This is a genomic window from Paraperlucidibaca sp., from assembly GCF_982810325.1.
This window is the reverse complement of record NZ_CEYEMI010000015.1, coordinates 24384-37308: the sequence shown is the minus strand read 5'-3', so window position 1 is coordinate 37308 and position 12925 is coordinate 24384. Positions and strand designations below refer to the sequence as shown.

The 12925-nt window shown below is 52.5% G+C and carries 10 protein-coding genes; 3 read left to right on the top strand and 7 right to left on the bottom strand.

Annotated features, from left to right (window positions below; all coding sequences use genetic code 11):
* Positions 1 to 285 precede the first annotated feature (285 nt).
* The 3 genes from AC3DKE_RS06930 (at position 286) to AC3DKE_RS06920 (ending at position 3323) form a co-directional block, all read left to right on the top strand.
* On the top strand, positions 286 to 768 hold the full coding sequence (locus AC3DKE_RS06930; protein WP_340676483.1) for a DUF3015 family protein: 483 nt from the start codon (positions 286 to 288) through the stop codon (positions 766 to 768).
* 62 nt (positions 769 to 830) lie between these two features.
* Positions 831 to 2768, top strand: a complete 1938-nt coding sequence (locus AC3DKE_RS06925; protein ID WP_487990268.1) for an Lnb N-terminal periplasmic domain-containing protein — start codon at positions 831 to 833, stop codon at positions 2766 to 2768.
* Positions 2769 to 2840: 72 nt separating this feature from the next.
* Positions 2841 to 3323 (top strand): FKBP-type peptidyl-prolyl cis-trans isomerase, encoded by a 483-nt coding sequence (locus tag AC3DKE_RS06920; RefSeq protein ID WP_340676481.1) that lies wholly within the window; start codon positions 2841 to 2843, stop codon positions 3321 to 3323.
* Between the two features lie 77 nt (positions 3324 to 3400).
* Here AC3DKE_RS06920 and AC3DKE_RS06915 read toward each other — a convergent pair whose 3' ends face one another.
* The 7 genes from AC3DKE_RS06915 to AC3DKE_RS06885 all read right to left on the bottom strand — a co-directional run bounded on the left by AC3DKE_RS06915 (position 3401) and on the right by AC3DKE_RS06885 (position 12692).
* Positions 3401 to 4345 (bottom strand): alpha/beta fold hydrolase, encoded by a 945-nt coding sequence (locus AC3DKE_RS06915; RefSeq protein WP_411730071.1) that lies wholly within the window; start codon positions 4343 to 4345, stop codon positions 3401 to 3403.
* Positions 4346 to 4534: 189 nt separating this feature from the next.
* Entirely contained in the window at positions 4535 to 4852 is a 318-nt protein-coding gene (locus AC3DKE_RS06910; RefSeq protein WP_340676479.1) for a TRL-like family protein, read from the bottom strand.
* A gap of 139 nt (positions 4853 to 4991) precedes the next feature.
* A complete protein-coding gene (sucD, locus tag AC3DKE_RS06905; RefSeq protein ID WP_340676478.1) occupies positions 4992 to 5870 on the bottom strand; it encodes a succinate--CoA ligase subunit alpha in 879 nt (292 codons plus the stop codon).
* Positions 5871 to 5872: 2 nt separating this feature from the next.
* Positions 5873 to 7036: an ADP-forming succinate--CoA ligase subunit beta gene (gene sucC, locus AC3DKE_RS06900; protein ID WP_340676477.1), complete on the bottom strand. Its 1164-nt coding sequence runs from the start codon at positions 7034 to 7036 to the stop codon at positions 5873 to 5875.
* A gap of 116 nt (positions 7037 to 7152) precedes the next feature.
* Positions 7153 to 8586: a dihydrolipoyl dehydrogenase gene (gene lpdA / locus AC3DKE_RS06895; RefSeq protein ID WP_340676476.1), complete on the bottom strand. Its 1434-nt coding sequence runs from the start codon at positions 8584 to 8586 to the stop codon at positions 7153 to 7155.
* Positions 8587 to 8637: 51 nt separating this feature from the next.
* Positions 8638 to 9837, bottom strand: a complete 1200-nt coding sequence (gene odhB, locus AC3DKE_RS06890; RefSeq protein WP_487990266.1) for a 2-oxoglutarate dehydrogenase complex dihydrolipoyllysine-residue succinyltransferase — start codon at positions 9835 to 9837, stop codon at positions 8638 to 8640.
* A gap of 29 nt (positions 9838 to 9866) precedes the next feature.
* Complete coding sequence (locus AC3DKE_RS06885) at positions 9867 to 12692, bottom strand: 2-oxoglutarate dehydrogenase E1 component (protein ID WP_487990282.1); 2826 nt, start codon at positions 12690 to 12692, stop codon at positions 9867 to 9869.
* Between the last annotated feature and the right edge of the window lie 233 nt (positions 12693 to 12925).

Here is a 12925-nt window from a genome sequence, read left to right as displayed (position 1 = left end):
TTGGTCGGCGGCGGTAGTCATAGCAGCTCCTTATTGCAAATAGGTTTAGTGCAGGAAGTTTTCACGCTCATGGCGAATAGTTTGTATATGAGGTCGTTTTGATAAATCTCAAGGGTAGAAATATCGACAGCCTGAAGCACAAGCCTAGATAGCTCACTTAAAACAACCGTTTGTCTATAAAACGGGCACGCGTCAGGTTTTGTTTTTCGCCAATCGGGGTACACTCGAACGCGTCGCTGGGCTTCAGCTCTAGCAGGCGTCTTCTCAATGAACGAGGGTTTTTTCATGAAAAAGCAACTACTCGCAGTGGCCTTATTGGCTAGCATGAGCACCGTCGCATCAGCAGATCAAGATGTAGGTTGCGGTATTGGTACAATCTTGTGGGCTGGTCAATCTGGCTTAGTTCCTAAAGTGTTGGCAGCAACCACTAACGGCACATTGGGCAACCAAACTTTTGGTATCTCCACCGGCACCTTGGGCTGCCAACAAAGCGGCGTCATTAGCTCACGCGTACGCTTGAGCATGTACACCGGTTCCAACATCGAAAAATTAGCGCGTGATATGTCTGTTGGCCAAGGTGAAAGCCTAAACGTGCTGGCAGACCTGATGGGCGTGCCAGAAACCGACAAGCCTGCATTTTTCCAAGCAGCTCGCGACAACTTCGGCACCATTTTCGCTCCTGAAAATGTTACTGCTGGCCAAGTGCTAGACGCACTGAACAATGTCATGGCTGCTGACAGCACCTTGGTAGGCTACGTAAAAGCGTGAACTCAAGCGGTGTAAAGAGTCATGCAAAACAAGGAACCCTGCTTCGGCGGGGTTCTTTTATTTTGAATCGCGAATGGCGGCAATATGTCGGCATCTATGCCAGTGCATTGATGGCCTGCTCGATTGCCATGCCTAGCTTTGCGAGCTCAGCACTCGCTTTAACTGAAGCCGCACAGCGCCCGGCCTTAGCTGAGCTGGCGCAATCGCCTTACTGGCGATCTTTATTGCGCGATGAGAACCCGCGCTCAGACAACTACTCTAGTGCCGTCAGTTTCGATGGCTTTTTTCTTAGCCCAAATGGCTCCAATAACGCATTGGCTGAACTAGAAGCCACGGCCAATGAATTTGCCAAAGCCACTACGCCAAGCGTGACTACAAGCAGCGCCGTCGATACTGCGTCCGCCTGTCGCTATCCTGGCCGCCACGCCTGGCTCAGCCAACAGCGTCCCGATCTCGCCGCACAATGGCCAAAGGCCGATTGCCCCGAACTCAACACCTGGCTAACTGGCCTTGATGCCAACCAAGTGACGTTAGTATTTGCCAGCGACTATTTAAACAACCCATCGTCGATGTTTGGCCACACGCTGATGCGCATCGACGCCGCCAGCCAAAGTGACGACACCCGCCTACTCTCTTACGCCATCAACTACTCCGCGCAAACCAATACCAATAACGGCCTCGAATTTGCCATCAAAGGGCTTACTGGCGGCTATCCTGGCGCTTACTCATTGCTGCCCTACTACGAAAAAGTGAAGGAATATAACGACTGGGAAAGCCGCGACTTGTGGGAGTACGAACTAGCATTAACGCCAACCGAAGTACGGCAAATGCTTTTGGTATTTTGGGATTGGCGCGGCATTAGCTCGCCGTATTACTTTCTCAGCCGCAACTGCAGCTATGAGCTGTTAGGTCTCATTGAGATGGCAAGACCAGGCCTCGACTTACAGTCGCAGTTCCCGGTGGCAGTCATCCCCACCGATACCGTGCGCGCGGTATTGAAAGAGAAAGACCTACTCAAGCGTGTGACGTGGCGAGCAGCCAGTGGCACTCAGTTACAGGCGAGTCTCGCGCGCAATGACTCAACCACTAACGCTGCCGCAAAGCGCTTAAGCCAAGATGCCAAGGCCGATGTTTCCTCGCTAGCACCGGTACAACGCGCTCGTGCTTTGGAAGTTGCCTACGACGATTTATACACACGCCACGTTAATCACAAGGCCAGCGCAGACGCGCCATTGCAACTACGCAGCTTGCTAACCCAACGCGCGGCAGTGAATGTGCCCAATCAACGCATCGAGGCACAAAGACCGGCCCACGACCCAAGCCAAGGCCACGGCACAGCCCGAGTCAGTATTGGCGCAGGTTATGACGACAAAGCCTACGCACTTTTAGCGTTTCGCCCGGCCTATCACGATTGGCTAGACAGCACGGCTGGCTATCGCGCTGGCGCCCGCATCGACTTCCTCAGCGGCAGCTTGCGCGCCGATAATGATGGCCTGCACATCGAGCAATTTACCGTGGTTGGCATCGATTCATTAGCACCAATAAACGCGCTCAGCTCGCCGCTGTCGTGGTCGGTTCGCCTCGGTGCTGATCGCCGCTTGAGTGATGAGCATATTGCTCGCGCCGATCGCCAACGCCACTCTGCGACAACATTCGAAGGTGGTGGCGGTATCGGCTGGGGCGTTGGCAATGCACTGTGCTATAGCCAATCGCATAGTCGTCTGCAAGGTGGCTCAGCTTTGAGCGATGGCTGGGAAGCAAGCACCGGCCTACGCTCTGGCTGCACCGGCGGTGTCATTGCCGACTCAGGCCGTGAACTGCGCTGGCTAGTCGATGTGAAAAATCTCTACGCCTATCCAGCCAAGCGTGTAGACCACGAGTTGCGCAGCGGCCTGCAATGGTCATATGAGCGCAATCAAGCCATTGAATTCAGCCTCAATCGCGAATGGCGCGCCGATGCATTGAGCACTATTAGCTTGCAATGGCATCGCTATTTTTGATTCGCGGCCAAATCAGATACCATATCGCCCAGCCATTTGGCCTCCCACACCCAATAACCCCATAGGTTTTTTATGCAAATTGCTCAAGACAGCGTCGCGCTCATCGACTACACACTCACCAACGATGCCGGCGATGTCATCGACAGCTCAAAAGGCGGCGAACCACTCGCCTACTTGCACGGCCACAGCAACATCATCCCAGGCTTGGAAAATGCCTTGGTTGGTAAAGTCGTTGGTGACAGCTTAAAAGTCAGCGTTGAACCAGCTGAAGGCTACGGCGAACTGAACCCAGAGTTGCTCGAAACTGTGCCGCGCAACCTGTTCCAAGGTGTCGACAACATCGAAGTTGGCATGCAATTCCAAGCGCAAACTGCGCAAGGCATGCAGGTCATCACTGTGAAAGCAGTCGATGGTGAAGAAGTCACCGTCGATGGCAACCACCCATTAGCCGGCCAAACGCTGCACTTCGACGTCACCGTGACTGAAGTTCGCGCTGCATCGGCTGAAGAGCTAGAGCACGGCCATGTTCATGGCGCTGGTGGTCACCACCACTGAGTTAGGTCTTAGCTAGAATTTAGCGCCTAAGCAAAACGCCCCGATCATCGGGGCGTTTTTGTTTCTGCACGTGATGGCTACTTCAAGCCTGTGGCAAAGTCATTAATCTCCTTCACCACCCGCGCCGTTTGCGTGTGATGTGGCGCATGGCCTGTATGCGCTAGCAACCCCACTTTCGCCTGCTTAATCACTGGCAATACACGCCGGCCATGGTTCCAGTACGGCACCAAAATATCATCCTCACCGTGGATGATCAGCAATGGCTGCTTCACTTGATCATAGAGCGGACTCAGCACCTGCATATATTCGTTGAGTTGGTTCATGTCGCGCACATTGCGCTGAAATGTCGCTGGTCGTAACGCCAAGGCCACCGCGGCACGATCTAAATGCCCCTCTGGCATGGTGTCAGGCGTGAACACTTCCTGCACATTATTCGCCAACACTAATGAACCCATTGGATATACCAGCGTCCAAGCAAACAATGGCCCAATGAGCGGCTTATCGCCGATCTCATAAGTCCAATTCAAAGGTCCTGCCCAATGCCCTGCCACACCGCTGAGCAAGATGCCACCGCTAATGCGCTCAGGAAATTTCACCATCGCCGCCATCACCACTGAGCCTGCCCAAGAATGACCTAAGACCAGTGGCTTTTTCACACCCAACTCTGCCGAGGCTTTCAGCAATAGGTCTGCTACAGCGGCTGGATCAAACCACGCGTCATCCGCTGGCGCTTGGCTGTGGCCATAACCCGGGCGATCAAAGGCGATAACGCGATGCGTTTTAGCCAGCTCCGGCAATATGCTGCTAGTGAACTCCTGCAAATTTGAACTGGCACCATGAACGAGAATAATGCCCGGCCCTTCCCCAGCAATGACATAGTGCAGGCGAATGCCATCTACCGTGATGAACTGCCCAATCGGCGGATGCTCACGCTCTAGCCACCATTGGCCAATACCCGTCCACAGCATCAAGCCAATAATAATGGCGGCTAATAATGTAAAAAATCCAGAAAATACAGACATGCACGCCCTCAACACAATCGATCATTACTGCTTAGTCACGCAATGGCGGTGAGTATTACACGCCGCAGATTATTCAATGCGCAGAAACGAAAAAGCCCGCTTAAACATGAGGCTTAAGCGGGCTCTCGAAACATGCCTAAAGGAGCACTTACTCAGAAGCAATCACTCGTAAATGCTCCCCGTAATTATTTAGGAGCCAGTCACTAACGTACAGAAGCGGCCATAAGCACCTAAGAGCGAAAATGAGTCATAGCTCACAGACGATACTTTAGTGATGTTGGCGCTACGCTTTGCTTTTTCAATGGACGCATCGCCGAAAGCAAACAGACCCAATAGGCTGGTTGCACAGCTTGTGCCCTGCTTATTGGCTGCTTCGTTTTCTGTGGCCATGATAGGCGCACGAACATTGGTATATACCAAGCCCAATGTTGGCGTAGCAACTGCTACACAACCCGACAAGCTAGCCGTCAGTGCCGCAGCAGCAGCAATTTTTTTAATTAAATGCATTATATTTTTTCCATGAAGTCACGACCTTGTGACCTCTAGGAATCTAATAAATGTTTAGGTATGGGGTCAACACCGCTTGGACAAAAAAGCCCGCTTAAACATGAGGCTTAAGCGGGCTTTGACTTTGCAGACTTAAAGCTTATTTCCAGCCAGTCAACTCAGCAATGGCCGCACCCAGCATCGCTGGGTTCGACACGGTTTTTACACCAGCAGCTTCTAGCGCAGCAAACTTCTCATCCGCTGTGCCTTTACCACCAGAAATGATGGCACCGGCATGGCCCATGCGCTTGCCTGGAGGTGCAGTAACACCGGCAATGTATGATGCGACAGGTTTGGTAACATGCGCTTTGATAAACTCAGCAGCTTCTTCTTCAGCCGAACCGCCAATCTCGCCAACCATGATGATGGCTTCGGTTTGCGGGTCGTTTTGGAATAGCTCCAAAGCATCGATAAAGGTCATGCCTGGGATTGGATCACCACCAATACCGATGCAGGTTGACTGGCCAAAGCCTAGGTCAGTGGTCTGCTTCACGGCTTCATAGGTCAATGTGCCGGAACGCGACACGATGCCTACTTTGCCTGGCAAGTGAATGTGACCGGGCATGATGCCGATTTTGCATTCGCCTGGCGTGATGATGCCGGGGCAGTTTGGCCCGATTAAGCGCACACCGCCTTTACGCACGATGTACTCTTTCACGAACAACATATCGATGGTTGGCACGCCTTCAGTGATACACACCACCAACTCAATACCAGCATCGACAGCTTCTAAAATCGAGTCTTTAGCAAAAGCGGCTGGCACATAAATTACGGTCGCGGTAGCACCGGTTTTCTCAACGGCTTCGCGCACAGTATCAAATACTGGCAAACCCAAATGCGTTGTGCCGCCCTTACCAGGCGTAACACCACCGACCATTTGCGTGCCATAAGCAATCGACTGCTCGCTGTGTAAAGTGCCTTGCGAGCCAGTAAAGCCTTGGCAGATCACTTTCGTATCTTTGTTGATCAGAACACTCATGCTCAGGCTCCCACAGCTTTAACAACGAGCTCGCCTGCTTCATCGAGCGAGGCGGCCGGAATAATATTGAGTCCGCTTTCACGCAGCTTTTGCGCGCCTAGGTCGGCATTGTTGCCTTCCAAACGAACCACCACTGGCACTTTCACGCCAACTTCTTTCACTGCACCAATGATGCCTTCAGCAATCATGTCGCAACGAACGATGCCGCCGAAAATATTGACCAGAACTGCCGCCACTGAATCATCTGACAAGATGATTTTGAAAGCCTCAGTCACGCGCTCTTTGGTCGCACCGCCGCCAACATCTAAGAAGTTAGCAGGCTGGCCGCCTTTGAGCTTGATCAAATCCATGGTTGCCATGGCCAAACCAGCGCCATTGACCATGCAGCCGATATTGCCTTCGAGGGCAACGTAGTTCAGCTCCCACTCAGCGGCACGGCGCTCACGCTCGTCATCTTGCGATGGGTCGTACATGGCTTTGAGTTTGGGATGACGGCCAAGCGCGTTGGAGTCGATAACGATCTTCGCGTCCAAGCAGTGCAAGTTGCCTTCATTGGTGATGACCAGCGGGTTGATTTCCAACAGCGCCAGATCAAGATCAGTGAACATTTTTCCCAAGCCCATGAAGATCTTCACGAACTGCTTCACTTGATTGCTATCTAGACCAAGCTTGTAAGCCAACTCACGGCCTTGGAAGGCTTGTGGACCGACCAATGGATCAATGGCTGCAGTGAGAATTTTCTCAGGTGTTTCGTGAGCAATTTTCTCAATATCCACACCGCCTTCTGTTGAAGCCATGAAGACAATGCGGCGTGTGGCGCGATCGACCACTGCACCTAAGTACAACTCTTTATCGATGTCGGTGCATGTTTCGACGAGAATCTTCGAGACCGGCTGACCTTTGGCATCTGTTTGGTAAGTCACTAAACGCGTGCCTAGTTGCTCGCGGGCAAAGGCCTCAACCTCATCCAGCGTCTTAACTAGTTTCACGCCGCCGGCCTTACCGCGCCCGCCTGCGTGAACTTGGGCTTTAACCACCCAAACATCGCCACCGATACGCTCAGCAGCAGCGCGGGCTTCTTCCGGTGTTGAGGCTGCGAAGCCTTTGGATACCGGCAGACCATAGTCGGCAAACAGTTGCTTGCCTTGATACTCGTGCAGATTCATCGTGAGATCACCACTCGTTGTGTTTGACCTAGCAGGGCTACTACTAAGCTTTTGCCCGCCGAGAATGCGTCATTCTGGCGGAAATGAACCGGGGCCTTGCGGCCCCGATAAGTCTATTACTTGCGTTTGCGTTGGATCGCGTGAATAGCGCGACCATCAACTGACAGCGCAGCTTCATGCACCACTTCCGATAAGGTTGGGTGAGCAAAGCACATCAGCTGTAAGTCTTCGACGCTGGAACCAAACTCCATGGCGATTAAGCCTTGGTGGATCATGTCGCCAGCACCTGGGCCAATGACGTGCATGCCAAGTAGGCGGTCAGTTTTGGCGCAGGCGACGAATTTCACAAAGCCATCGCTATCGTCGGCAGCTAGCGCGCGACCATTAACCGCGAAGGGAAATTGGCCTGCTTTAACATCATAGCCTTCAGACTTAGCGCGCTCTTCAGACAAGCCAACCCACGCTACTTCAGGGTGTGTATAGATGACTGAAATAATGAGGTCATAGTTGATTTGTGCATGATGGCCAGCGATTATTTCCGCCACCATCACACCCTCTTCCATCGCCTTGTGCGCGAGCATCGGGCCACGAACTAAGTCGCCAATGGCGTAAACGCCTGGCACAGAAGCGCGGCATTGGTCATTGACATGAACAAAACCACGCTCATCTAAGTTAATGCCGCTGTCGGCGTTGAGTAGACCGCCAGTGACTGGACGACGGCCCACGGCAACGATCAGCTTGTCGAAAACTTCGCTATGCTCACCATTGGCATCGGTATAAGTCACGTTAACTTGTGAGCCTTTAACTTCTGAACCGGTAACGCGAGCACCAAGACGAATATCCAAACCTTGCTTAGTCAGCAGTTTTTTGGCTTCTTTCGAGATGGCTTTATCAGCGATGGTGAGGAACTCATCAACAGCTTCCAATACCACTACTTCGGCGCCTAAGCGCGACCATACCGAACCTAATTCAAGACCAATAACGCCACCACCGATAACACCTAAGCGCTTAGGCACTTCAGTGAACTCAAGAGCACCTGTGGAATCGACCACAATGCCATCGGCCAATGGTGCTGCGGAAATTTCGATCGGCTTAGAGCCTGAGGCCAAAATGACATGGCTAGCTTCGATGATTTCTTTCTCGCCTTCGTGTGGCGTGAACTCGACACGCTTACCAGCCAGCAACTGACCGCTGCCCTGCAACCAGGTAATGCCATTGCCTTTCAACAAGCCGGCAATGCCGCCTGTGAGCTGGTCGACTACTTTGTCTTTGCGCGCCAACATGGCGGCAATATCAATTTTCACTTCACCAGTGCTGATGCCGTGATTTTCGTAACCGGCCTTCAGGTCATGATATTTGTGTGAGCTATCCAGCAAAGCCTTCGATGGAATACAACCGACGTTCAAACACGTGCCGCCAAGTGCTGGCTTGCCTTTGTGAATGCGACGATCAATACAAATCACCGATAACCCAAGTTGGGCGGCACGAATGGCGGCTTCGTAGCCACCAGGGCCGCCACCAATGACGACCAAATCTGCGCGTTGACTCATAATTTCTCTCTAAATAATTGAGCCGACGAATCGGCTCGCTGCAACAGTCGCTTAAATTTCCAGCAGCATGCGGGCCGGATCTTCAATCAGTTCTTTAATGGCCACCAAGAAGCTCACGGCCTCTTTGCCATCAACCAAGCGATGGTCATAAGACACGGCCAAATACATCATCGGCAAAATAACCACTTGGCCATTGACTGCCATCGGGCGATCTTGGATTTTGTGCATGCCCAAAATAGCCGTTTGTGGCGGGTTCAAAATGGGGGTGGATAGCAATGAACCGAAGACACCGCCATTGGAAATGGTGAAGGTGCCGCCGATCATGTCGTCCATGGAAAGCTTGCCATCACGGGCTTTTTTGCCAAAGCCCATGACGGTTTTTTCCACTTCCGCCAGGCTCATGTATTCGGCATTGCGCAGCACTGGCACAACCAAGCCGCGGTCTGATGATACCGCCACGCCAATGTCGTTATAGCCGTGATAAACAATGTCATGGCCATCGATGGAGGCGTTGACTGCTGGGAAGCGTTTCAGCGCCTCAACAGCGGCCTTCACAAAGAACGACATAAAGCCTAAGCGCACGCCGTGTACTTTCTCAAACTTGTCCACGTACTGCTTGCGCAGATCCATGATTGGCTTCATGTTGACTTCGTTAAAAGTCGTCAACATAGCAGTAGATTGCTTAGCTTCGAGCAGGCGCTCGGCCACTTTGGCGCGCAAACGTGTCATTGGTACGCGTTTTTCAACACGCTCACCAACAGCTAAGGATACGGCAGGAGCAGCTGCAGCTGGTGCAGGAGCGGCCGCAGCTGGTGCAGGAGCGGCTTTCGCGCCTTGCACATCGGCCTTAGTAACGCGACCGCCTTTGCCCGAGCCTTCAATGCTATCGAGCGATACGCCACTTTCAGCTGCCGCTTTACGAGCAGCAGGGCCAGCAGCGGCTGATGAAGTCGCGGCTGTGCTGGCGGCAGGTGCACTTGCTTCTGGAGCTGAAGCTGTAGCGGCAGCGGCAGCGCCCTCAGTAAATGTTGCTAAGGTTTCCTGCGAAAGAACGGTATCGCCTTCTTGCTTGAGTACATTGCTAATAACGCCATCGGCAGGTGCAAGCACTTCCAGTACTACTTTGTCGGTTTCAATATCGACAATTAGCTCATCGCGCTTCACCGCTTCGCCGGGCTTTTTATGCCAAGTAGCCACCGTGCCATCAGCTACAGACTCTGGGAATATCGGGGCTTTAATTTCCACACTCATGGTTATCTTCCTTATGACTCGGCGGTTAGTTAGACGGTTTTACCGCCCAGGGCATCAGCGACTAATGCCGCCTGTTCTTTCGCATGCAAATACATCGATCCAACCGCGGGGGCGGCTGATAGCGGGCGGCCCGCATAACGAATGCTTAATTCTGGCTGCCACTGGCGCACCACACGTTCTAAGTTATGACGAGTGTTGTACCACGCGCCTTGGTTCATTGGCTCTTCTTGGCACCACACCACATCTTCGATATTGCTATAGGGCGCCAGGATTTCCAATAAACGCTTATCGGGGAATGGATAGAGCTGTTCGACACGAACTACTGCAACTTCACTAAGATCCATTTCGCGACGTTTTTCGAGTATGTCGTAATAGACTTTACCGCCACATATCACCACACGCTTGACCTGCTTAGGATCAATGGCATCGATTTCTGGCAACACCGTTTCAAAGCGGCCTTTTTCCAAAGACTCCAATGGCGATGTGGCCAGCTTATGACGCAGCAAGCTTTTCGGCGACATGATAATCAGTGGTTTACGCAGCGGACGCACGGCTTGACGACGCAATAAGTGGAAGATTTGCGCTGGAGTCGAGGGCGTGCAAACCTGCATATTGTGCTCAGCGCACAGCTGCAAGAAGCGCTCAAGGCGAGCCGATGAATGCTCAGGACCCTGACCTTCAAAGCCGTGCGGCAAGAGCATGGTTAGGCCACATAAACGCTCCCATTTAGTTTCACCGCTAGAGATGAACTGATCGATCACGACCTGCGCACCGTTAGCAAAGTCACCAAACTGCGCTTCCCAAATGATCAACGCACTTGGCGTTGTGGTCGCATAGCCATACTCAAATGCCAGCACAGCTTCTTCCGACAGCAGTGAGTCATAGAGCTCAAAGCGACGTGGCATGCTGCTAATTTGCTGCAGAGGCACAAATGGCTCGCTGTCCTTTTGGTTATATATAACCGCATGACGGTGTGAGAAGGTACCGCGACCAACGTCCTGTCCGGTAATGCGAATCAAGGTTTCGTCGTCGAGCAATGTGGCATAGGCCATTACTTCAGCCGCACCCCAGTTTAAATCGAGGTTGCCGGCCCACATACGCTGGCGATCATCGGCGACTTTCTGCACTTGGCGCTGAATCACGAAGCCCTCGGGTACTTGCCCCAAGCGCTTACCGAGCTCAAGTAGCTTAGGCATCGGCACACCGGTATTCCAATCATCGACCACGGGATGATTTAGGTACGGCGTCCAGTCCACGAATAGACTTTTATTAGGCTCAGTGACCAGCTGTTTAACGACGCTCTTGCCAGCCTCTAGGGCCTTTCGGTAGCGCTCAGATAGAGCATCAGACTCGCTAATGCTGACCACACCTTGCTCAGCTAAGTGCGCAGCATAAATCGCACGAGTAGTCGGCAAGCTATTGATGACTTGATACATTCTCGGCTGCGTTGCAGATGGCTCATCAGCTTCATTATGACCACGACGGCGATAACAGAACATGTCGATGACGACATCTTTCTGGAACTCCATACGGAAATCTAAAGCCATTTGCGTGACAAACAGCACCGCTTCTGGGTCGTCGCCGTTGACGTGGAAAATAGGTGGTTGCACCATCTTTGCCACGCCCGTGCAGTACTCAGTCGAGCGCGCATCATCGATACGACTGGTGGTAAAGCCAACTTGGTTATTAATCACGACATGGATGGTGCCGCCCGTGCGATAGCCGCGTGTTTGCGACATCTGGAAGGTTTCCATCACCACGCCTTGACCAGCAAACGCGGCATCGCCATGGATGCTAATTGGCAGCACAGAGCGGCCGACTCTATCGCCACGGCGGTCTTGACGCGCGCGCACCGAGCCCTCAACCACTGGCGATACAATTTCTAAGTGCGATGGGTTAAAGGCCAATGCCAAATGCATTTCGCCACCAGGCGTCATCACGTTTGATGAGTAGCCTTGGTGATATTTAACGTCGCCAGAGCCACTTTGGTTAAAAGTTTTACCAGCGAACTCATCGAAAAGATTAGTTGGCTTTTTACCTAAAATATTCACCAAAACGTTGAGACGGCCACGGTGTGCCATGCCGATAACGACTTCTTTGGTGTTGTAGCTACCAGCGCGCTGGATCAGCTCATCGATCATGGGAATCAGTGATTCGCCACCTTCTAGGCCGAAGCGTTTGGCGCCAGCAAATTTGGTGCCCAAGTACTTTTCTAGACCTTCGGCTGCGGTGATTTGCTCAAGCAAATCCTTTTTGATTTCAGTCGAAAAGCCGGGCTGGCCACGCTTGCCTTCTAAGCGCTGCTGAATCCAACGCTTTTGCACGGTATCAACAATGTGCATGTACTCAATGCCGATGCTGCCGCAATAAATCGCGTTCATGGCATCGACCATTTCACGCAGCGTGCATTCATCCTTACCGATGGCTAGGTTGCCGGTCTGAAACACGGTATCCATATCGGCGAGTGATAAGCCATGGCTAGCAATGTCTAAGTCGGCAACCGCTGGGCGTGGCATGAGACCGAGAGGGTCGAGTTTGGCTTGCTGATGACCACGGTTACGATAGCCGGCAATAAGCTGCAGCACACCCACTTGACGTCGGTCGTGACCACTGCTCACGCTGCCTGTTGGCGCGGGGCGCGAACGGCTACTGTTTTTAGCGAGAAGTAAAAATTGTTCCCGCACGCCTTTGTGCGGGGTGTCGATGCTTACGCCGTCGACACGGGGAAGTTTTTCAAAATAACTGCGCCAGTCTTCCGGCACGTCATTGGGGGCTACAAGGTATTGCTCGTACAGCTCTTCAACATAGGCGGCGTTTTCGGCAGAGAGTTGAGAGGAGTTCAACTGCCGTAGCATCTGGCCTTCTTGCATGATGATTTTCCCAAGCGGAGGTGCGCAAGGCGATTGGCACGATGGATAACCGCCGCCCTCCTTTGACTGTCCCCGTAGCACCCTTTTAGGGCACTACGACCCACACATAAGCGCTATGTTAAGCGCTTTTATGTATAAACCGCGTGAAGCAGTCTAGCGCGAATACTCGAGAGGATAAACCACTACCAAAGTGTGATTGCAGTTAATTCCGACTAAAT